Consider the following 20,057-nt stretch of genomic DNA (forward strand, 5'->3'; position numbering starts at 1 on the left):
ACTGTGCCGCAGCAAAGGACTGTTCCGCGCCGAGCCCAGCCTAGCTATTGCGACATTGGCGGCGCCTGGTCAACTTTCTGACGGTGAAGCTGCCGGCGACGAAGCTCTTTCAACCGGCGCAGCATGTAAATCAGCCATAGGTCCACACCGAGAGGTTCGTTGGTCCTACGATCAAGGTATCCTGCATGTAGCGGTGATCTGAGGCGATTTGCAACCATAACACACGGTCGCGATTGGTCTCGACCTTGAGTGCATAACCGCGCATCGCGGGTGGATCAAGGCGAGAATGGCGGCTTCGGTCTCGCTTCTTTGTCGCCAAACACCCGGGGGCGGGTATATTATTTTTTAATTGGATCTCCGTGCGATGGATGACGGAGAGCTCTTTATGAAGGTTCTTATAGTTGACGATCATGCATTGATCCGCGAGGCGTTGCATTCCTTGCTGAAGGAGCTGAAACGAGAAGCCGTCATATTGGAGGCTTCGAATAGCCGTCAGGCAATGCACCTCCTTGAGGAACATGCGGACATCAGTCTCATCTTGCTTGATATCAGTCTGCCTGATCGAGATGGCTTCTCGGTTCTCCGCGAAGTGCGTGAGCGCGATGCGACTATTGCTATTATCATAATCTCGTCTTCAGATGATCAAGACACGGTCAAGCGCGCTTTCAAACTCGGTGCCCTGGGGTTCATCCCGAAAACGACGAAACGGGAGGTTATGCTCAACGCTATGAAGCTCGTCTTCTCCGGCGGTCTCTACATTCCCTCAGAAATCCTAGAGGAATGTCCACGGCCTACAAATAAGCCAGCGACACGCGGCTCTCTTAAAAACCTCGGCCTCACCGATCGGCAGATTGAAGTACTCGCGCTCCTCATGAAAGGAAAAAGCAACAAGGTGATTGCTAAGACGCTCAATATGGCGGTGCCGACGGTGAAGAACCACATCACGGTCGTTCTCAAGGCGCTGAGCGTAACTACCCGCACCGAGGCGATAATAAAGGTAGGAAAAATGGGCTGGGAATTGCCGCCAAGATCTGAACTATAAAGCTGACCCGGTCTCGCTCCTACTGTCGCGATCCCTGAAGAGCTCTTGCATCACAGCGCGGAGCCGCATTGGTTCGACAGGCTTGTGCAGCAAAACGTATCCTCTTTCCTTAGCGTCACGTAATGGTTCAGCTGTCGTATCGCCGCTGACGAGGATAGCTGGAATTGACGAGCCAAACACCGCATTAACCTCTTCGATCACTTGGGTCCCCGTTTTTCCGCCCGCAAGATGATAATCCGAGATTATAAGATCGGGGCGTTGTTGGCGCTCAGCAAGCCGGATCAATGCAGCCTCGTCGGATCCGACGGTAAGGACGCAGTACCCCCATTTGCCGAGCAACCCCCGCGTTCCCTCTTGCACTATTGGAGTATCGGCAATAACCAGTACCGCCTTATCCTTGACCGCAAAGGCTCCAGGGTGGGGTAAGTCAGCTGGCGCTGTAGTCGCGACGCATTCATCGACCATCGGAACCACGATCGCAAATCGTGAGCCTCGACCGAGAGTCGAAGCTAAGTCGATTTGATGATTGAGAAGTAGGCGAAGCCTGTCGACAATGGCAAGGCCAAGCCCCAGGCCACCCGACGGGTTCCGTTCTGGCCCAAGAACTTGAAAAAACTCGCCAAAGATATTCTGCTTCTGATCCTCAGGAATGCCGGGGCCGGTATCCCATATTTCGATACGCAACATCTCGCCACGCCGACGACATCCGACGATGATCCCGCCCCGCAACGTATAGCGCACAGCGTTGGACACCAGATTCAGAAGTATGCGTTCGAGCAGCATGGCGTCGCTCCGCACGCAAGCGTCGGTTCGCCTGACTCTTAGACGTAGGCCCTTCTCTCGTGTTGCCTGATTGAACGTCGTCTCAATTTTTTGTAACAGCCGCGCGATCGGGAATTCGGTAATTTTGGGGGTCAGCATCCCGGCATTGAGCTTGGACATGTCCAAGATCGAATTGAACATTTCATCCATTTCTTCGCGCGTTGCATCGATCTGTTCTATCGCCTTTGTCCTTTCCTCCGATTTAAGCGGCGTGCGCAGTTGTGCAACGAACAGCCCTAACGCATGTAGTGGCTGCCGCAAATCATGACTTGCCATGGCGAGAAAGCGCGATTTTGCTGCGTTGGCGATCTCCAGCTCGTGCGTGCGTTCTGCAACCTTCTGCTCGAGCTCGATGTGCGCGCGGCGCAGACTTTCCTCCACGTTCTTGCGCACCTCGACGTCGGCGCTCAATAGCAAGCTTGGAAGGGTAATGCTAATCAGGAACATCAACAGCAGCAGGAAAGAAGCATTGAGCGCCGCGCTCGTGAAGGGGCCGCCGCCCGTGAGCGTTCCCCAAATGGTTATGCCCGCAAGCACCAGCGCAACTGTTGCGGTGTCGCGTGGACCTCGTCGTAGAGCCGCCCACAACATTGGCAAGATCGCAAGGAAGCCCAGTGGATCGCGGCCTGGCGATTGCTCGATGAGGGGACTGAAAGCAATGAGTCCAACAATCGCCGCAGTCGCGAGAAGGGCGAAGGTCTCGATGAGGTCGTTGCGATTGAAAGCCCGATGGTGGCTTGACGCCCAAAGCACAATAACCGGGGTGATCACGAGCGCGCCGGTCACATCCCCCAGCCACCATGTGACCCAGGCGTCCGCGAAATTTGTCGGTTCGACGTACCCGGCCATCGCCAAGCTGATCAGTCCAATGCTGGCGCTGACCGGTGCCGCGATCACGACGCAAATCAGAGCAAATTGTGCTACGGAGTTTGGGGTTGAAAACGTGTCACATCCGTTCGACCATCGTTTAATGAGATAAGCGCCAACAAGCGCTTCAAGAGAATTGCCAGTTGCAATCGCAATTGCGGTGGCAAGCGAGCCGGCTGTCGTAGCATTAGCGATCATCGCGGCCACGAAAATTGCCGGCCATGTCCGATATCCCCACAACAGCACCGCCGCCAACGCGACGCCGGTCGGTGGCCAAATTGGCGTTGCGCTGGGATGAATAGAAGCGAGAGCAAGGCCGCCTTTTGCGAGGACGAAATAGATCGCTCCAATTACGACTAGACCACCGGCATAGCTGATGCCTCGATAGGACTTTACCTCCGGGGTTAGTGATCGCGGATCAGACATCGGCGACGCCTGGACTACGCAGATTTATTGTCCATCACGAGTAATTTTTTGGTTCCCTTGATAAGGATCAGAAATGATTTTTACAAAGCAGTTGATCCGGCACGAGCCGTGCGGCAATGCAAATACGCTCGGATCGAATTGGCTTCCGCAGTCTGTATGGCAAGCGTTTGCGATGGAGCATCAGGCAGACTTGCTGATCTCCAAGACCAGAATGTACGGCCGTTCGTCCTGCAGATCGCTGTCATTGGCATGGAACATGCCCGCCGTCTCGCGTTCACCCGAGTTTCGGGAGGCCGATCGTACGACGAAGACAAATTCTCGAAAAGGGCGGATTTGGTCTCCGGACCACTCGCGGTTGGCGCCAAACTCCTATCTCTCGTTGGGTTCTTCCTTCACAGACTCCCGAAGGTTGCTGGGGCCGTTTAGGCGGCTGGCGGCCTCCTCCAATTCACCGGCCCATAGCCTCCAAAACTCGGGGAACTATTTCCTGAGCGTGCGCTTGATTCCGCTTTAGAGGGTACACATGACAGAACCGACAGAAGAGCAGATCCGGGCCCGTGCCCATGAGCTCTGGGAAAAAGCTGGGCGACCTGAAGGCCGCGATAAGGAATTCTGGGAGTTGGCCGAACAAGAGATACGGAATGAAGACAAATCTTCTCCGCTCCGGACCCCCGATAACCTTTAAGTGGACAAGATTTTGATCGGTAGAGTCTAGACGGCTTTCACCGCGTCTTCGCCTCCATCACACGTCTCATCGCATGAGATCAAACAGTTCCTTCACTTCGCTCAGCCGCAGCTTGGTGCCGGCGGGCATGTGCTCAAGGAGCATGTGCCTGGTTCCGACTGCGATTAGCTGCGGCTGTGCGCCCCCTCGATTCACTGCCAGGTCCGAGGCCCGGCTAAAGAACCGTGCTCAGTTGGTCAGTGAGGCGGCATCAAATTCCAAAAGAATGCCTCATCTGGATCGCCATGCGCTGGACGGCATCGGTGACAAATTGCTGATCCGCTATGTAAAGAACCACAAGAACGGCTATCGCCGTCAACAATCCTTTCACCGAAACCTCAGCGAGGTGGTTGGGGAAAAGCACATCGCTCGAGACGACACTTTATGCCAAAGGAAATGCACACAACGCCGCCCGCTTAAAATGCGTGCGAGCGGTGCTGGCTCCAGTCAGACTAGGAAGGTCGTGCAAAATCCTAGCCTATATGATTGTGCACCAAAATCCTAAAGAGGTTCAGAACGTTTCGGCCCGTACAACTCCGGTAATCCGAAGGAGCAGAGGAACGTGTCGGGAGGAGGTCTAGGATTAAGAGACTAAGTTGCTCTGGCCTCAGCTTGTACCCCCCTCGCTGGGCCGTTTTTTTGTGCTCGAGCGATACGAGAGCGCATGGTTTGTGGCATCGGCGGACGGCGATGAAGAAGGCGGCCTCAGCACCTCAACACGCTGAGATAACCCGCATCCGGCGAGGTGAGCGCATCGATGCTCGATCCAACCGCAAAAGAGGATCAATATAGCTTTTAGGATTCGCCGCGAGCCAAAACGTTCCTGCGTCCTCAGCTCGATCCGGCACGCGCCGGATGAGCAGCTCGCGGAAAGGTAAAGAGCCGACGAAAGCTGCCCTTCGTCGTGCAGTTCTTGACGAAGAAGATGAGGACGTTCGTTTCGCTGACTGTTTCTCCTGGCGTTCGTGGGGCATCGTCGTAAGCTGCTCGACGCCATCAGCGTCTTGCGCGCTGATCCTCTTTTCGCGCTCTGGTTCTGCTTCTATTCGTGGTTTCACGAAGTTGTTCATCACCCCGGCAAATTTCTACCGGCCTTGATCGCGCTTTCGATGCTTGCGTATATTGGTTACGAATTTATCCGCGCCCCATCTTCGTCAGCGTCGACTGGCCGATGCCGAAGCGTCGGAACCGCCTGAGGACATAGTGTGAGTTCTCTTCGCCCGTTCTTCTGACGGCGACGTGAAGAGATTAGTCGGCGAAATTCAGATCGGAAATCCCCAGCTTATTAAGCCGGATCTTGGCAGGGTCGATCTGTGTCGGGTCATTCGGGAGATCAACCCATCCATCTTCGGACGGCTCAAGGCTGTAGGCAAAGGCGGTGTGGTGGTCCTTGTTGTCCTCGCCGGCTCGATAAATCACGCACCCGACCAAGTACAAAAGGGATTGGGTCCGCAATGTCTTTGGCCAATCCTCTTGATGAACGAAGGTGGGCGGAGACGTTTCGGAGGTCGAGTCGGGGAAGATTGTCGAGCCGACTGCGCCCTTACCTCTTGCGCAGGTGTTTTGTTGGTTCTCTTTCAACTGTTGCGTCTGGTCAGAGGCGTTCGGCACAATCGCGACGAGACCAAGAGCCACCGATTGCGCAGGGACACGACCGATGTTCTTGATCGTTCGGTCGACGTTCGTTGTGTAGTCGAACCGACCGGGATAAGGCGTGCCAACGAGCCGAAACGCAGAGACCTTATTGACGTCGATTGTCAACCAGGCCCGCTGAGCCTCCCTGGCGGCATTGACCTGGTCCCGAGCCGCCCTGAGTTGCTCCTTCGCGTCGAGCCAAGCTGCGAATGCGAAGATTGCCAATGCGAAAGTGAAAATCACGTTGAGCCATACGGGAATATCGACAGGCTCCTGCCTGCGCATGGCAGTTCTCATTCCGAAAGCAAGTACTGCCACACCAAGCACAACGGCGATAAGCGGTTGCCATTCCTTGAGCGTGTCGAGATTGATCGGTCTCCAAAAGCCGAGCCAGGCCGCCAAGATGGCGCAAACCACCAACGCGCCTATCGTCAGCAGTCCGGAAAGGCGAGGTACGGTCATATCCCAACTGTGGCGTGTGGGTTCGGTTTTGTCGAGTCCTCTGAGACTGCGGTGGCGGCGATAAGCACCATCGCACAGATGGCCTTCGTGCCTGAGATCAAGGTTGCAAAGAAAACATCTTACATGTGCGGTTCGGGAGGATCATGTCGTTGTGGCCCATTGCGGACAACCTAGGCCCGAAAATCCATTTCCGAGATTGAACCCTTAACGGACGTGGTTCTTGCTGCGAGGGAGATTACACCGTTCAAGTGGAGCGAGCCGCCTCACGAACGAAAAGAGCACGTATCTGGTGCGGTTTCTGGTGCGGTCGCCGTGCCAGAGGCAACGAGAACCGGGTAAGCTGTTGATCTCACTGGTGGGCCCGGCAGGACTCGAACCTGCAACCAGACCGTTATGAGCGGGAGGATAAAGGACGCGTTCGTTGAATTTGCTACATCTTCGTCCGGGATCAAGCGCATCCGCTGCGCTTTGATGCGGTCGTTCTGGTGCGAAACTGGTGCGGCGGACGGACAAGGTCTGAAGGGCCATGGATTCCCATGCCTGAACGCGTCGCAGGTCCCGGTGCCATTGCGCTGGGCTATCGCGGCCAGGCCGTGGCTGTGGACGGGAAAACAAAGACGGAAAGAACGTGGACTGACTTCTACCCGCATCCGAGATGCCACGAGTGCAGCGCAGCGTGTTGATACCGAGGCTGGCTAGGAAAAACATGGGCCCGCCCTTTGCCAGGGCGTTTTTGCGAACCGCCTGAACCGTATCGTTCTGTCAACTCTGGCCCCGTGGGGAAAAACTTTCCCGTTTTGGCCCGGTCGGCCAACTTGCTTTTGCAAGGGGCCAATCTATTCTCTCTGACTACCCGCCTCGGCCGCGCCAGGCCAGGTAGCCGTGGCTGCAAAGACAGCCAGTAAAACAAAAACAGCCCGTAAAGCGAAGGCTCAGGAGGAGCTGCCATGACGATCAAGCCGGTTGCATTGAGTCTGGCTATCGCGCTCGGCCTTGCGAGCGCTGCCGCCGCGCAGGAAGGCCCCAAGCTATACGTCTTCACGTCGGGTTCGTTGGGAGGCTTCCCGAAGGCAGCCCTGCAGATGGGCGGTCAAGGCAATATCGATTGGGCGCCCGTGAGCTTCTATGTGCTCAAGCATCCCAAGGGCAATGTCATCATCGATACCGGAAACAACGATAAGACGATTACCGATCCCGAAGGCTGGTGGGGACCGCTTGCCAAGGGGTTCGGTCTCAAGATGACAAAGGACGATGCCATTCCCGCACAGCTCGAGAAGATCGGACTGAAGACTGACGACATCAAATATGTCGTGGTCGGTCACCTGCATCTCGACCATGGCGGCAATGTCAGTCAGTTTCCGAATGCGACCCTCGTTGCCCAGAACGATGAACTGAAGGCCGCATGGTGGCCGGATGTCGGCTACTCGCTCTATTATATTCCAGGCGACTTCGCCGACACCAAGAAGATGAACATCATCCGCCTCGAGGGCGACCTCGATCTGTTCGATGACGGTTCGGTGCGCGTGATGCGGGCTCCCGGGCACACCCCCGGCAGCCAGTTCGTAACCGTCAAATTGCCCAAGACGGGTACGGTTATTCTGACCAGCGACGTGGTTTATCTGAAAGAAAACCTCGATAAGAACCTGATCCCGCCGATTCCGGGCACCTACAATCCGAGCGATGCCTATCGCAGCTACCAGCGCGTTCGGCTGGTTCGCGACGCCAACAATGCCCAGATCTTCTACGGGCATGATCCGGAGGTTTTCAAAGCCACCAAGCACGCGCCAGAGTTCTATGATTGAGCCTTAAGCCGGCGCGGGGCGCTCCCTTGAGAGGCCGCGCCGGACCTCAGGGCGAGTCCCGGAGCGGGGCGGTAGACTCACCTTTCCCGCGGACGCACTCGCCTGTTCGGGACGCTGCATGACCATCTCGGCAATCGACGCGGCGCCTAATGATGCGTTGGTCCAGACGGGTATCGCCCCAGCGATCTCTGCGTCCAATGTGAGCAAGCGCTACGGTCCGGTATTGGCGCTGGAGGGGCTCACGCTCGACATTCACGCCGGGGAAGTGTTCGGCTTGCTGGGTCCGAACGGCTCCGGCAAGACCACGTTCATGCGGCTGCTTGCGGGCTATCTCCTGCCATCGGCCGGCCGCTTGATGGTCGCAGGCCACGATGTCGTCGGCGATTCACTCGCGGTGCGGCGGCGCATCGGCTATGTGCCGGAAGCAGCGCCGCTGTACCGGCAGATGCGGGTGAGAGAATTCCTGGCCTTCATGGCACGGCTGCGCGGCGTGCCCGAGGGGAACGTGAAAGGCGCCGTCGAACGCATCGTCGATAGGCTCGTGCTGTCCACTGTCGCCGACAAGCCGACACGGGCCTTGTCCAGGGGCTATCGGCAGCGGACTGCGCTCGCCCAGGCGCTGGTCCACGATCCGGACATCCTTATCCTCGACGAGCCTAGCAATGGGCTTGATCCACGCCAGATCATTGAGATGCGGCAGCTGATCCGCTCGCTCGCCGGGCGCCACACGGTGCTGATAAGCTCCCACATTCTCAGCGAAGTCGAGAAGACCTGTGACCGGGTGGCGGTGCTGCTCAACGGGCGCCTCCTGGGCGTCCGTGCAATGGCAGATACTGCCGACCTCGAAGCCTGGTTCCTGTCGCTCACATGAGAACGCTGCGAATTCTCTTTGCCAAGGAGCTCAACGCGACGCTGACGTCGCCGATTGGCTACACAGTGGCCGCGGTTTTCCTACTCGTGCTCGGCTATACCTTCAGCCTGACGCTGTTTGCGACCAAGGTGGCCAACCTTCAGTACATCTTTCACCAGATGTATGTGCTCTCGATCGTGCTGGTGCCGGTGCTGACCATGCGCAGCTTTGCCGAGGAGCGGCGGTCGGAGACGCTCGAGCTGCTCCTCACTGCGCCGGTGCCGGAGCTTTCGATCGTGCTCGCCAAATATGCCGCCACGTTGACGCTCGTGCTCGGCATCTTTGCGCTCTCGCTCGTTTATGCGGTGATCCTCGATCGTTACGGCGAGCCTGACTGGGGACAAATCTACGCCGGGTATCTGGCGCTCGCGCTGCATGCCTCGCTCCTGGTTGCGGTCGGCCTGCTGATGTCGAGTATCACCGAAAATCAGGTCGTCGCGGCGGCGCTGTCGATCGGCATCTTCCTGATGCTCTGGTTCGCCGATTCCGTGTCCTATCTGTTATCGCCGCCCTTCGACAGCCTCGCCCTCAACCTGTCCCTGATCGGACATTTCAAGCCGATGGTGTCAGGCTCGGTGTTCGTCTCGGACATCGGCTATTTCATCACCTCGAGCATGCTCGCGCTGTTTCTGACCACCTGGGGGCTTGCGCAGCGATGATCCAGGCATCCGAGGCGATCAATCTCGTCTGGTTTTTGGGCGTGGTTGCCGCGCTTGCACTATTGTTTGCGGCGGGCTTGAGACTGCCGGTACGGCTCGGCTATGCCAGCCGTGCCGTCTCCGCTGCCCTAGTGGTCGCCGTCGCCGTCGCTGTCGTGGTCCTCGCCAACGCGGCGCTGTTCCGTCACGACGCGCATCTCGATTTCACGCGCGAGAAGGCCTTCACGCCCTCCGCCGAAGCAGGCGAGGTGGTGCGCAGGCTCGCCGAACCCATCGACGTTACCTATTTCTACCAGAAGCAGAACCCCGGCGCGGTCGCCCTTGGCGCTATGCTGCGGCAGCTCGAACGAGAGAACGGGAATTTTCGTGTCCGCCTGATCGACGCCGACCAGAACCCGGCGCTCGCCTCCAGTTTCGGCGTGCGCACCTACAATTCGGCCGTGCTGCGGTCGGGCGATCGCCGCATCGAAGTCGTGACGACGGACGATCGCGAGATCGCGCTCGGCGTGCTGCGTTTGTTGCGCAAGCGCGAGGTCGTGATCTGCTTTGCCGCCGGTAACGGCGAATACGACATCGACAATTTCGAATTCCATACGCATTTCGAAGGCGCTCACAGCCATAGCCACGACGCTTCGGGGCTGCCGGTCGTGCAGATGGAGCAACACGGGATCGGCCGGTTACGACGCGCGATCGAGAAGCTCGGCCTTGCCGCGCGCAAGATCTCCTTTGCGACCGGCCAGCCGATCCCGGACGATTGCGGCGCTGTCGTCGAAGCCAATCCGCGCACCCGCTATTCTCCCGGCCAGACCGAGCTGATGCGCCGCTATCTGGAGCGGGGCGGCTCGGCGATGTTCCTGATCGAGCCCGACTATGAGCTTGATGACGATCTTGCCGCGCTGCTCGCCTCTGCCGGCATCAAGGTTGGCAATGGCGTGATCGTCGATCCCAAGGAGCACTATTTCACCGACGAACAGATGATTGCCGTGTCACACTATGGTGTCCATCCGATCACGCGCGGCCTGACACTGTCGTTCTATCCGGGGGTACGCCCACTCGAAATAGTACCGACGGCCGGCCTCAAGCTGACGGCACTGGCGGCCAGCAGCTCCGAGGCTTACATCATCGCCGACCGCTTGGATAACGGTTCGACCGCGGCGTCCGCATCGCGCGCATCGAGGATTATCGCTGTCGCCGCCGAAGGCCGATTGAACGAAACGGCCCCCTCGATATTCCGCATGGTCGTGGCTGGTGACGCCGATTTCGTCTCCAACTCATTCTTCCCATACCTGGCCAACTCGGACGTCGTGCTCGCCGCACTCGCCTGGCTTACGCACGAGGAGCGAGCGCCGACCATGAAGCCGCCCGTGGAAGTGCTGCCGACCGTCTCGCTGACGGGCGAGCAGATGCGCGGCATCTTCATCGTCACCGTTCTTTTGATGCCGGGCCTGATCGCCTTTGCCGGCGGCGCGATGTGGTGGTTGCGGCGATGAACCGGTTGATCTGGAGCGCTGCAGCTCTGGGCGCCATCGTCTTTCTGGCGGCACTTGCGTTGACCGGTGGTCGCGGCGGTTCGGGGTTGCTGCCGTTTGTGCCGAAAGGCCTGATGACGATCCGGCTCCAGGATGTTCGCGAGGTCGAATTGGAAACACATGAGGGGCGCTGGCATTTTGTCCGCGCGGAGGATGGCTGGCATGCGGCGGCGGGGGCGACGACGGCAGGCTTCGCGGCGCGGCTTGACGGCGCGCTCAGATTGCTGCGCAATTCGGGACCGGAGCGTGTACTGAGCGCGACCGAGACTGCAGCCGTCGACCCCGCGCAATTCGGATTGGATCCGCCCCGGTTGCGCGTCGTAGTCAACGGCAGCGGCGCTTCGTCCTTCGTCATCTCCTTCGGCGCGACCAATGTGCTCGGACTGTCGCACTATGTCAGGCGCGAGGGGAGCAGTGAGATTGCGCTGCTGCCCGGCTTCGTCGCCGAGGAGTGGGAGCGGGTGGGGAAGATGCCGTGAGCGCGCGTCTCGCACGATGGATTGCATTCTGGCTTGCAATCGCCTGCTGCGCCGATGTCTCGGCCCATGTCACCACCACCGGATTGGTCCGCATCGAGTTGTCGGGCGACCGCCTCTCTTATGCGCTCTCTGTCGCGTTGCCTGAAATACCACAGGCGTCGGCTTCCATGCTGAACGCAGCCGCCAATGGCGATCGCTCGGCGGCAGAAGCGGTAGCGGAAGCGGCGCGCAGGAGCGTCACGGTCGATCTTGGCGGCGCGCGCTGCCGCGCGGGACGCGTGCGCATCGGTGGCGCCGGCGCAAACGAGACCCGTGCGACGATCGAGATCGGGCTTACTTGCGACCCTGGGCATGGCCGCCTCACGGTTACCGAAGACTGGGGCGGCTTTCTTGGCGAACATTATCAGAGCCTCGGCAACATCCGCACGTCGAGCGGCGAGCGGCAGGTGGTCTTCGGTGAGACATCACGAACGGCGGCCATCGACATTGACCGTCCCGTCGCGACCGGCTGGCTGGATTTTGTGAAGCTCGGCGTCGAGCACATTCTCACTGGCTACGACCATTTGCTCTTTCTTCTCGCGCTACTGGCTATCGCGCGCGGCTTCTGGTCGGTGGTGAAGATCGTAACCGCCTTCACGCTCGCCCACAGCGTGACGCTCACGCTGGCAACGCTGGGTTTTATCAGGGTCCCCGAACGCATCGTTGAGCCGCTTATAGCCGCGACCATCATCTGGGTTGCGCTGGAAAACCTGTTCGCGGCGGCGCCGGATCGGCGGCGGTGGATGTGGAGCTTTGGATTCGGCCTTGTGCACGGACTTGCGTTTGCGTCTGCCCTTGGCGAACTCGAACTGAAGGGCGCAGCTTTGCTCCGCGCATTGGTCGGATTTAACGCAGGTGTCGAGACCGGTCAGCTCATCTTCGTGGTGATCGCGCTTCCGTTGCTGACGCTGATGTCGCAAGGTCGGGCCGCGCAGCTGACCCCACGCCTCGCCTCCATCGCCGCCGCGGCGATCGGCACGTATTGGTTGCTCGAGCGAGTTCTTGTCGGCTGAAACTCGTGAGCCAATAAAGCATGATCCGGAAAAGTGTGGAGCGGTTTTCCGAAAAGATCATGCTCAAACAAAGACCTAAAGCGCGATGACGATTCATCCCAATCTCATCGCGCTTTAATATCCCTTGCAAAGGCCTATATAGCCTTGCTCAGTGTCGTGAGAGTTCGCGAGCTCGAAAAGCAAGAGCCGCACAACTAGACTCGTGCTCCCAAAACACAGGAACGGACACAGCACGTATCTGTGGCGATAACTGTGGCGGCGCTTCGTTGGTTCGCGATGTACTTGCTATAAGCCCTTGATCTCATTGGTGGGCCCGCCAGGACTCGAACCTGCAACCAGACCGTTATGAGCGGCAGGGAGAAGATTGCGATCAGGATCGTGGGTTCGACTTCCACTCTCGCGAGAGGGCTAACCTTTGATCTTGCTTGCCTTGGGACGTTTGGTTCGGAGTTTCTTCGCGCCTTGGCTTTCCCTCAGATCAGCAAACTCTTGCCTGAGCAGGTCGACGACGGTCCTGACCTTCGGGAGAAGCTGCGGGGCGCGTTTCTTACCTGCAGCGCAACGTTGAGGATCTCAATCCTGCGTCTTGCGCGACGGCTTGATGAGCGAACGAAGCACGCGAGGGATCGGCGAGGACAGCGTACGAACGACGTTATCGATGTCCGATTGCCACTCGGCTGCCGTCACCTCCTCGAATGGAACGTCGCCGACCGAAGCGCTTGAGAACACGACCGCTGGCCCGAGGTCCCGCAAGAGCATGAGGCTACTCTTAAGGTCGGATTTCGAGCCACCCGCGTATCCGGTGACGCGGGCCTCCCAGGCGCCGTTTTCCTGATAGATCGTGTCGCCCGTGAAGAGATAGGTCTTACCGTGTACCGAACGGACGACAAAGCACACGCTGCCATCGGTGTGGCCCGGTGTCGGTATGACCTCGATGCCGTTCACGACCTCACGCTTGTCGAATTGATTATCGACGCGCGCGAATTTACTAATGGATGGTTCTTCGAGGCGGTGGCACCAGAGCTTTGCGCTGAACTGTTCCTTGATCTCAGCGAGCGCGGGGCCCGCCTCGTCCCTATGGCTTAGATACTGGTGCGCGACACCGCCGAGCTCTTTGATGTGCTGGTACTCTTCACGCAAACCGGAGCTATAGAGAAGGATGTTGCCCGTATCGCGCACCAGAAGGTAAGCGTGCGAAGTCACGCCTGCGAACGGATGCTCCGCCCGCGTTTGCCAGAGATCCGGAAAAATCTGTTTCATTTATGCCTCCATCATAGCTACTCGGAACCATGCGGATTGTCGACGCGAGCCAGCGCTCGTCTGGCTGCGGCCAGAAACGATTCAATTTTTCCTGAATTGTGCTCCTCCTCGAAGTGAGGGTGAGCATCGTGAGGTTTGGTGTCAGCCATGTCCGTCTCCTACGGCAGCGTACACCTTTGCGATATCGAACATGTTGTGGACCGAGACGAACTTTCCCGAAGCCACGTCGATCGTGAAGATTGATGTCGCCGGCAGCGCGATGCGTTTGGCCGCCGCTCCTTGCCCGACCGCGAAGGTCGGAAGGGCGGTTGACACGACCGTCAGCGTCGCATCGGTTCGTGGGGCAGGTAGGTCTGCCGGAACGACATCTCCCATGAGGGGCCGGGACCAAATGTCGACCCGGGTGTGGCGGATGCACGCTACCGCCCCGGCAAAGCCGGTTGAGAACGCTCTTATGGCATCGACCGTGACGATCGGTTCGTCAGCGTTGAACTGCAGGGTCGTCTTAGGCGCGGGCAAATAGGTGCCGGCAATCCGATCCGCGTCGAGCGAATCGACGGAGTCGTAATAATTCTGGACGATGCGGACGACTTCCGCGTCCGTAAGTTTAGGATGGCTATCGATCATGATGGGCACCTGATTGGAAGACGGACGGGGTGAGCGATGCGTAGGCAGGCCACCGCTTATGCAGGTCAAAAGACGCGACCGGCCCAGGGAGGCCACCGCGTCATTGCGCGCAGCCTGCGCTGTATCGCTCATGGGGACACCAGGATCGTCGCACCGCGCCGCGGGCTCGCCTCCGCCGCGGCGATCGCCTCGACCACATCGGCTAGGGCGAACTCGCGATAGCCGGCGAAAAGATGCGGAGCGCGGCGCACCAGGTCGAACAGCGCAGCGAAATCCGCGGCACGCTGTTCCGGCGGCGTGCGCGTCGCCCAACCCATCGCAGAGCAGCCGCGAATGGTCAGCTCGAACGCGGTCACGAAACCAGAGTGGATCGGCGACGGCCGCCCATCGAGCGCCCCATAGGTGACCAGCGTGCCGCCGGGGGTCAGCAACCCGAGCAGCGCGGGCATCATCTCGCCACCGATCGCGTCGATCGCGACGACCGGCGGCTGCCCGGCCGCTGCTTTCACGGCATCGGGCCAGTTCGCGCGGTCGGTGCCAATCACGGGGACCTTGTCGAATTGTTCGGCGAGGCCGGCGGCATCGGCGTCGCGGCGCACCAGGCCGATCACCTCGTGGCCCTTCAAGCGCCCCAGCGCAATTATGCTGCGCGAAACGCCCGAACTGGCGGCCGTGACGAGCAAGGGCGCCTTTCTGCCTTCGGTCTCTTGCTCCGCTGCTCGCAGCAGCATCACGGCGGTGATACCGTTCGTCGCCAGTTGGGTTGCGACGGCATCGTCGATGTCGTCCGGCACGGGCATCAGCGAGGAGGCCGGCACCGCGACGCGCTCGGCCCAGGTCGCGTGGGCGTGATACACGATGACGCGCGTGCCGACCGAGATCTCGCTCGCGGGATCGACATCGGGTCCGATTGCCTCCACCACGCCCACGCCATCGATGCCCGGAATGCCGCCGGGCGCGAAGACATCCGCGGGAAGGAAGCCGCGGATTGTCTGGTAGTCCGCCGGATGGACGGCCCGTTTGCGGATATGGACGACAACGTTGCTGCCGTTCGGAGGCGGCAGTTTATCGATGTCGCTCAGCGTGAGGACGTCGCGCGGTTCGCCGCTGCCTTTCAACTTGACTGCTTTCATGATCGTAACCTTTCGATGGAGTAGTTGGTTTTGGGTTTCTGTAAGAATGCCTTTGCTCAAGGCTTCTTCGCGCCGATCGTGTCGAGATCCGCCACGGCGTCTCTCGGAAGAACCAGCGTCGCGGCTCCGAGATTCTCGCGCAGGTGCGCGACGGAAGAAGTGCCCGGAATGAGCAGGATGTTCGGCGAGCGTTGCAGCAACCAGGCGATCGCCACCTGCATCGGGGTAGCGCCGAGCCGTGCTGCCACGGCGGAAAGGCTCGATGACTGAAGCGGACTGAAGCCGCCCAGCGGGAAGAACGGGACATAGGCGATGTTGTCGGCCGCAAGGCTGTCGATCAGCGTGTCGTCGTTCCGGTGCGCGAGGTTGTATTCGTTCTGCACGCACACGACCGGCGCGATGCCGCGCGCTTCACGGACCTGCGCAGCGGTCGCGTCGCTGAGGCCAAGATGGCGGATCAGCCCTTCGCACTGCATCGTTGCGAGTGCCGCGAAGCTTTTTGCGATCGAGTGGTCGCCGCGCGCCTGGTCGTCGGGATGGATGCGCAAGTTGATGACTTCAAGCCGATCAAGACCGAGGTTGCGCAGATTGTCCTCGACTGCGGCGCGGAGCTGGTCCGGCTCTTGCGCCGGATTCCATGACCCATCCTCGCCACGCACCGCGCCGACTTTGGTGGCGACGACGAGGTCTTGCGGACAGGGCGACAGGGCCTCGCGGATCAGCTTGTTGACGACGTGCGGCCCGTAAAAATCGCTTGTGTCAATGTGGTCGACGCCGGCGGCCACCGCTTCGCGCAACACCGCCAGCGCGGCATCATGGTCGCGCGGCGGCCCAAAGACGCCGGGGCCAGCGAGCTGCATCGCCCCGTAGCCGAGCCGCTTCACCTGGCGGTCACCCAGCAAAAAGTTACCCGCCTTTTCCTTAGGCTGTTCAATGGCCTGCATGGAAAGCTCCGCATTTTTCGTCTTGTGGCCGCTAATCTAGGCGAGTAGGATTATGGTGTTTAGTGGACATTATCCGCACAGGCTGTACGGAAAGCCGAACAATGCGAGCTGATCTCGAAGACCTCAACGCTTTTGTCGCCGTCGCCCGCGCGCGCGGCTTCCGCGACGCCGCGCGGCATACCGATGTCAGCGCTTCCACGTTGAGCGAAGCGGTGCAGCGACTTGAAACGCGGTTGGGCGTCCGCCTGCTTCACCGCACGACGCGCAGCGTTACGCCGACCGAGGCGGGCGCGCTCCTGATGGCGCGTCTCGCGCCGGCGCTGAGCGAAGTCGAAGCCGCGCTCGAAGTGGTCGATGGGTTGCGCGACCGTCCATCGGGCACGCTGCGCCTGAACGTGCCCGTGAGCGCGGCACGGCTGACGCTGCCTTCGATCCTGCCCGGCTTCATGACCGCCTATCCCGATATCCGGGTGGAAATCGATGCTGAGGATCACCTCATCGATGTGTTGGCATCAGGAAACGATGCTGGCATCCGCTACGACGAGCGCCTGGAGCAGGACATGATCGCCGTGCCGATCGGGCCGCGCATCCAACGCTATGCGACCGCCGCCGCGCCGGCATATTTCGATCGGCATGGTCGCCCCGAGCATCCGCGCGACCTGCTCGGGCACGCCTGCATTCTGGGCCGTTTCGTCACCGGCGCATTGGCGAGTCCCTGGGAATTCGAGCGCAAGGGCGACGTGGTCCGCGTCGAACCGCAAAGCCGGCTGGTGGTGCGGGTTGGCGGCGCTTCCGACCTCGGCGTCGATGCCGCGCTCGCGGGCATCGGAATCATCCATCTCTTCGAGGATTGGCTTCGGCCGCACTTCGAGAGCGGCCGACTTGAGCCAGTGCTCGCCGAGTGGTGGCAGCCCTTTACAGGGCCTTTCCTTTATTATTCCGGAAGCCGCCTCGTTCCACCGGCGCTGCGCGCCTTCATCGACTACATCAAGGGGCTGCGTTAAAGCGCGATACGCTTAAGCCAATGCATGGCTGATGGCGAGGTCCGCGCACTGAACATTCCTTCCTAAGCTAGTGCTCTTGGTGTCTCCCCTCGGCGGCGAAAGCACGTTGATCAGCGATCCCGCCATGCTTGAAAAGAGAGAACAAATCTGCCCGTCCTTAAATAGTCTGTTTAGGGTCGGAATGCGATTTAGCGAGGATGGCAGCTCTTTGCGCAAAGCGGACAAAGGACTCGAAGCCAAAACTCCTTTTTCGGTCGTAGCTCAGACGGTGGGTTTTGGTCTAAGGAAGTCAAAAATGCTTGATCTTTCAACAAGGATTGACTGACACTCTCTCCGCCATTTGTGCGATTTTGTACGCCAAACTGCAATCTCGTGCGCTCTTGCTGTTGTGCTTGATGCGGGCCATTGACAAGGGCAACGGCAAGTTTGCCGCAGTCCGCTTTCGCCCCGAAAGCAATGCAGACACCCGCGGTTTAGGGCGCTCCGACTGTTCTTTGAAGATCAATCTGGAACGTAAAGGCAGGGAGCCGCTCCGAGGAGTGCGATGGCACGGATAGCAGCCTGCGCAGGCTCTCCCGGATGGAAGTCGGAAGATGGTCGGTAGGTTGGGATCCGCGTGACAATCCGCCCATCCGCGCGGCTGTGCTTCATATCGGCTTTCGGCGCAGCAGCTCATTCGACCAGCTAGGTCACGGCAGATGGAGCGTTATTGCTTGTCTCCCTTCAACCGGCGTCGAGACGGCGGCTCTTCCTCGGCGTCGCAGTGCTACTGGATCTACGGAGGAAGCGCCAAATGCCAACATGGCGGAGGTAATTCGCCCGTCCAGTTCGCCTGATGCGAGTAATGAGACGCGAAATCGCGGGTTCTAGGGGCGCCGTAAAACGTGAAGCGCGTGCGCGACCGCACTCGCAGATGTCGGAAGCGCAGCAAGACGCGCCGCACCCATCGCCAGCGCTGTGGTGAGCGCTGACCGGCCTGACCGACCCGGCAGCGCGGGCGGAGGCGCTGAATGGCGAGACAGTGAAAGCCTTCACTCGCCTCGCCATGAAGCTGCGGACCTACCTCGCCGGGCTTGCCGAGCGCGATGGCGGAGCCACGTACAATACGGCCGTGCTTGCCGGACCCGAGGGCCTGGTCGGGAGCTATTGCAAGATACATTTGAGCAATGCAGATGTCGGCCTGGGCGACGGCCGGCGACAAGTGGAAGGTCTTTGATCTCGCGTTGGGACGAGTTGGTCTAGCGATCGGGCACGATGCCTGCGATCCTCGACCAGGAGGAGGGCGCGACCGCAACCAGCGACGGCGCGAGATCATCGAGGAAGTACAACAATTGCGCCCGGAATCCTGGGCCGGTCCCGCCGGCGTGATTGAGCGGGATGATCACTTGCGCCGAGGCCTGCCACGTCACGGCCACGTAGGCGATGCCAGGATTTGCGGTCGCTGCCGTCTGTTGACCGCGAGGGCTGTCGAACCTGAATTCGACAGGCGGCACCCATTGGTTCAGGGGCTCCTCCTTCGGAGGTCCGCCATTGAACCGGCTCGCTAGAGAGGAGAGTGCCAGTGGCGAATGCAGGTGTGCGAGGCCGGCCGATCGCGCCGTTAGTGCTTAGCCCGCAGGAGCGGGCGTACTTGGAGAGGCAAGTTCGTCGTCATCGTGTAGCCCGATCGCTATCTGAGCGGTGCCGCGCGATCCTGCGATGTGCAGATGATCTGCCAAGCAAGTCTGTGGCTGCCGAACTTGGCATCCATGAACACATCGTTGGCAAGTGGCGCCGCCGAGTCTTGAAGGATCGCTGTGATGGCCTGCTTGACGAAGCCCGCGCTGGCCGCCCTCGAACCATCGGCGACGATCGGGTTGCTGAGGTAATCGAGCGGACATTGCGTACGACACCGCCCGACGCGACGCACTGGTCGATCCGCTCGATGGCTGCGGAAACTGGCTTTTCTCACACCACGATCCGCCGAATGTGGACGGCGTTCGGCTTGCAGCCGCACCGCAGCCAGACATTTAAACTGTCGAGCGATCCGCTATTCCTCGATAAGGTCCGCGATATTGTCGGGCTTTACCTGTCCCCACCGAACCGAGCCGTTGTCCTCAGCGTCGATGAGAAAAGCCAGATCCAGGCACTCGATCGCGAGCAGCCGGTCTTGCCGATGATGCCTGGGGTGCCGGAACGTCGTACGCACAGCTATGTGCGGCATGGGACGACCACGCTGTTTGCCGCGCTCGACATCGCTTCCGGCTTTGTCATTGGCAAATGCTACAAGCGGCATCGGGCGGTCGAGTTCTTGAAGTTCCTCAAAGAGATCGACGCTCAAATCCCTGAGGGGCTCGCTGTCCATATCGTCATGGACAACTACGCCACCCACAAGACACCCAAGATCAAAGCGTGGCTCGCTCGCCGGCCGCACTATCATGTTCACTTCACGCCGACTTCCGCGTCATGGATCAATCAGATCGAGCGCTGGTTCGCTGAACTCACCAGAAAGCAGATCCAGCGAGGTGTTCACACCTCCGTCAGGCAGCTCGAGGCCGACATCTCCGTACCTTCATCGAACTGCACAATAACAACCCGAAGCCCTTCAAATGGACCAAGTCTGCAGACCAGATCTTAGCTTCCGTCAAACGCTTCTGCCACAAAGCCCAGCAGACTTTATGTGGCGAACTTTAGATTCACC

The 20,057-nt window shown here is 59.7% G+C and carries 18 protein-coding genes and 1 pseudogene; 11 read left to right on the forward strand and 8 right to left on the reverse strand.

Annotation, left to right across the window (positions count from 1 at the left end):
- The first annotated feature begins 364 nt into the window (after positions 1-364).
- Positions 365-1,042 (forward strand): response regulator, encoded by a 678-nt coding sequence (locus AC628_RS15375; RefSeq protein ID WP_245321187.1) that lies wholly within the window; start codon positions 365-367, stop codon positions 1,040-1,042.
- On the opposite strand, the gene AC628_RS15380 is transcribed toward AC628_RS15375, so the two are convergent.
- Complete coding sequence (locus tag AC628_RS15380) at positions 1,037-3,157, reverse strand: MASE1 domain-containing protein (protein ID WP_083632927.1); 2,121 nt, start codon at positions 3,155-3,157, stop codon at positions 1,037-1,039. The genes AC628_RS15375 and AC628_RS15380 overlap by 6 nt on opposite strands.
- Positions 3,158-3,680: 523 nt before the next feature.
- Here AC628_RS15380 and AC628_RS15385 point away from each other — a divergent pair.
- Positions 3,681-3,842: a DUF2934 domain-containing protein gene (locus AC628_RS15385; protein WP_074127631.1), complete on the forward strand. Its 162-nt coding sequence runs from the start codon at positions 3,681-3,683 to the stop codon at positions 3,840-3,842.
- A gap of 1,287 nt (positions 3,843-5,129) precedes the next feature.
- Here AC628_RS15385 and AC628_RS15390 read toward each other — a convergent pair.
- Positions 5,130-5,978: a hypothetical protein gene (locus AC628_RS15390; protein ID WP_074127632.1), complete on the reverse strand. Its 849-nt coding sequence runs from the start codon at positions 5,976-5,978 to the stop codon at positions 5,130-5,132.
- Positions 5,979-6,925: 947 nt separating this feature from the next.
- On the opposite strand from AC628_RS15390, the gene AC628_RS15395 reads away from it, so the two are divergent.
- From AC628_RS15395 to AC628_RS15420, 6 genes are all read left to right on the forward strand, one after another.
- Positions 6,926-7,780: an N-acyl homoserine lactonase family protein gene (locus tag AC628_RS15395; RefSeq protein WP_074127633.1), complete on the forward strand. Its 855-nt coding sequence runs from the start codon at positions 6,926-6,928 to the stop codon at positions 7,778-7,780.
- A 118-nt stretch (positions 7,781-7,898) separates the two neighbouring features.
- Complete coding sequence (locus AC628_RS15400; protein ID WP_074127634.1) at positions 7,899-8,651, forward strand: ABC transporter ATP-binding protein; 753 nt, start codon at positions 7,899-7,901, stop codon at positions 8,649-8,651.
- Positions 8,648-9,349 carry an ABC transporter permease gene (locus tag AC628_RS15405; RefSeq protein WP_074127635.1) on the forward strand — a complete coding sequence of 234 codons (702 nt, stop codon included), beginning with the start codon at positions 8,648-8,650 and terminating at the stop codon, positions 9,347-9,349. The genes AC628_RS15400 and AC628_RS15405 overlap by 4 nt, the downstream gene beginning before the upstream one ends.
- On the forward strand, positions 9,346-10,839 hold the full coding sequence (locus AC628_RS15410; RefSeq protein WP_074127636.1) for a Gldg family protein: 1,494 nt from the start codon (positions 9,346-9,348) through the stop codon (positions 10,837-10,839). The genes AC628_RS15405 and AC628_RS15410 overlap by 4 nt, the downstream gene beginning before the upstream one ends.
- On the forward strand, positions 10,836-11,357 hold the full coding sequence (locus AC628_RS15415; protein WP_143201616.1) for a hypothetical protein: 522 nt from the start codon (positions 10,836-10,838) through the stop codon (positions 11,355-11,357). The genes AC628_RS15410 and AC628_RS15415 overlap by 4 nt, the downstream gene beginning before the upstream one ends.
- Complete coding sequence (locus AC628_RS15420) at positions 11,354-12,409, forward strand: HupE/UreJ family protein (protein WP_074127638.1); 1,056 nt, start codon at positions 11,354-11,356, stop codon at positions 12,407-12,409. The genes AC628_RS15415 and AC628_RS15420 overlap by 4 nt, the downstream gene beginning before the upstream one ends.
- A 573-nt stretch (positions 12,410-12,982) precedes the next feature.
- Here the strand turns inward: AC628_RS15420 and AC628_RS15425 are convergent.
- From AC628_RS15425 to AC628_RS15440, 5 genes are read right to left on the reverse strand one after another with little or no spacing between them, the layout of a single operon-like run.
- Positions 12,983-13,669 carry an MBL fold metallo-hydrolase gene (locus AC628_RS15425; protein ID WP_074127639.1) on the reverse strand — a complete coding sequence of 229 codons (687 nt, stop codon included), beginning with the start codon at positions 13,667-13,669 and terminating at the stop codon, positions 12,983-12,985.
- Between the two features lie 17 nt (positions 13,670-13,686).
- Entirely contained in the window at positions 13,687-13,818 is a 132-nt protein-coding gene (locus AC628_RS45810; protein ID WP_283806581.1) for a hypothetical protein, read from the reverse strand.
- The gene (locus tag AC628_RS15430; protein WP_143201617.1) at positions 13,811-14,428 is read right to left on the reverse strand and encodes a nuclear transport factor 2-like protein; all 618 of its coding nucleotides are present in this window, start codon (positions 14,426-14,428) and stop codon (positions 13,811-13,813) included. Before AC628_RS15430 ends, AC628_RS45810 begins: the two co-directional genes overlap by 8 nt.
- The gene (locus tag AC628_RS15435) at positions 14,425-15,489 is read right to left on the reverse strand and encodes a zinc-binding dehydrogenase (RefSeq protein WP_143201618.1); all 1,065 of its coding nucleotides are present in this window, start codon (positions 15,487-15,489) and stop codon (positions 14,425-14,427) included. Before AC628_RS15435 ends, AC628_RS15430 begins: the two co-directional genes overlap by 4 nt.
- On the reverse strand, positions 15,486-16,373 hold the full coding sequence (locus AC628_RS15440; RefSeq protein ID WP_074127642.1) for an aldo/keto reductase family oxidoreductase: 888 nt from the start codon (positions 16,371-16,373) through the stop codon (positions 15,486-15,488). Before AC628_RS15440 ends, AC628_RS15435 begins: the two co-directional genes overlap by 4 nt.
- A 101-nt stretch (positions 16,374-16,474) precedes the next feature.
- Between AC628_RS15440 and AC628_RS15445 the strand changes: the two genes are divergently transcribed.
- Both AC628_RS15445 and AC628_RS45315 read left to right on the forward strand, forming a co-directional pair.
- On the forward strand, positions 16,475-17,377 hold the full coding sequence (locus tag AC628_RS15445) for a LysR family transcriptional regulator (protein WP_074127643.1): 903 nt from the start codon (positions 16,475-16,477) through the stop codon (positions 17,375-17,377).
- 1,021 nt (positions 17,378-18,398) lie between these two features.
- Entirely contained in the window at positions 18,399-18,593 is a 195-nt protein-coding gene (locus AC628_RS45315; protein WP_074127644.1) for a hypothetical protein, read from the forward strand.
- Positions 18,594-18,615: 22 nt separating this feature from the next.
- Here the strand turns inward: AC628_RS45315 and AC628_RS45320 are convergent, their stop codons facing one another.
- Positions 18,616-18,792, reverse strand: coding sequence for a hypothetical protein (locus AC628_RS45320; RefSeq protein WP_168193382.1), 177 nt, complete (start codon positions 18,790-18,792; stop codon positions 18,616-18,618).
- A 146-nt stretch (positions 18,793-18,938) separates the two neighbouring features.
- Here AC628_RS45320 and AC628_RS15460 point away from each other — a divergent pair.
- Positions 18,939-20,050, forward strand: a pseudogene (locus AC628_RS15460) (IS630 family transposase).
- Positions 20,051-20,057 lie beyond the last annotated feature (7 nt).

The organism is Bradyrhizobium sp. NAS96.2 (assembly GCF_001908235.1).
Classification (GTDB): domain Bacteria; phylum Pseudomonadota; class Alphaproteobacteria; order Rhizobiales; family Xanthobacteraceae; genus Bradyrhizobium.

Bases quoted from the DNA above. Each gene is read 5' to 3' on its own strand.
- AC628_RS15375 (WP_245321187.1), top strand. From the start codon at position 365: ATGGATGACGGAGAGCTCTTTATGAAGGTTCTTATAGTTGACGATCAT.
- AC628_RS15380 (WP_083632927.1), bottom strand. From the start codon at position 3,157: ATGTCTGATCCGCGATCACTAACCCCGGAGGTAAAGTCCTATCGAGGC.
- AC628_RS15385 (WP_074127631.1), top strand. From the start codon at position 3,681: ATGACAGAACCGACAGAAGAGCAGATCCGGGCCCGTGCCCATGAGCTC.
- AC628_RS15390 (WP_074127632.1), bottom strand. From the start codon at position 5,978: ATGACCGTACCTCGCCTTTCCGGACTGCTGACGATAGGCGCGTTGGTG.
- AC628_RS15395 (WP_074127633.1), top strand. From the start codon at position 6,926: ATGACGATCAAGCCGGTTGCATTGAGTCTGGCTATCGCGCTCGGCCTT.
- AC628_RS15400 (WP_074127634.1), top strand. From the start codon at position 7,899: ATGACCATCTCGGCAATCGACGCGGCGCCTAATGATGCGTTGGTCCAG.
- AC628_RS15405 (WP_074127635.1), top strand. From the start codon at position 8,648: ATGAGAACGCTGCGAATTCTCTTTGCCAAGGAGCTCAACGCGACGCTG.
- AC628_RS15410 (WP_074127636.1), top strand. From the start codon at position 9,346: ATGATCCAGGCATCCGAGGCGATCAATCTCGTCTGGTTTTTGGGCGTG.
- AC628_RS15415 (WP_143201616.1), top strand. From the start codon at position 10,836: ATGAACCGGTTGATCTGGAGCGCTGCAGCTCTGGGCGCCATCGTCTTT.
- AC628_RS15425 (WP_074127639.1), bottom strand. From the start codon at position 13,669: ATGAAACAGATTTTTCCGGATCTCTGGCAAACGCGGGCGGAGCATCCG.
- AC628_RS45810 (WP_283806581.1), bottom strand. From the start codon at position 13,818: ATGGCTGACACCAAACCTCACGATGCTCACCCTCACTTCGAGGAGGAG.
- AC628_RS15430 (WP_143201617.1), bottom strand. From the start codon at position 14,428: ATGAGCGATACAGCGCAGGCTGCGCGCAATGACGCGGTGGCCTCCCTG.
- AC628_RS15440 (WP_074127642.1), bottom strand. From the start codon at position 16,373: ATGCAGGCCATTGAACAGCCTAAGGAAAAGGCGGGTAACTTTTTGCTG.
- AC628_RS15445 (WP_074127643.1), top strand. From the start codon at position 16,475: ATGCGAGCTGATCTCGAAGACCTCAACGCTTTTGTCGCCGTCGCCCGC.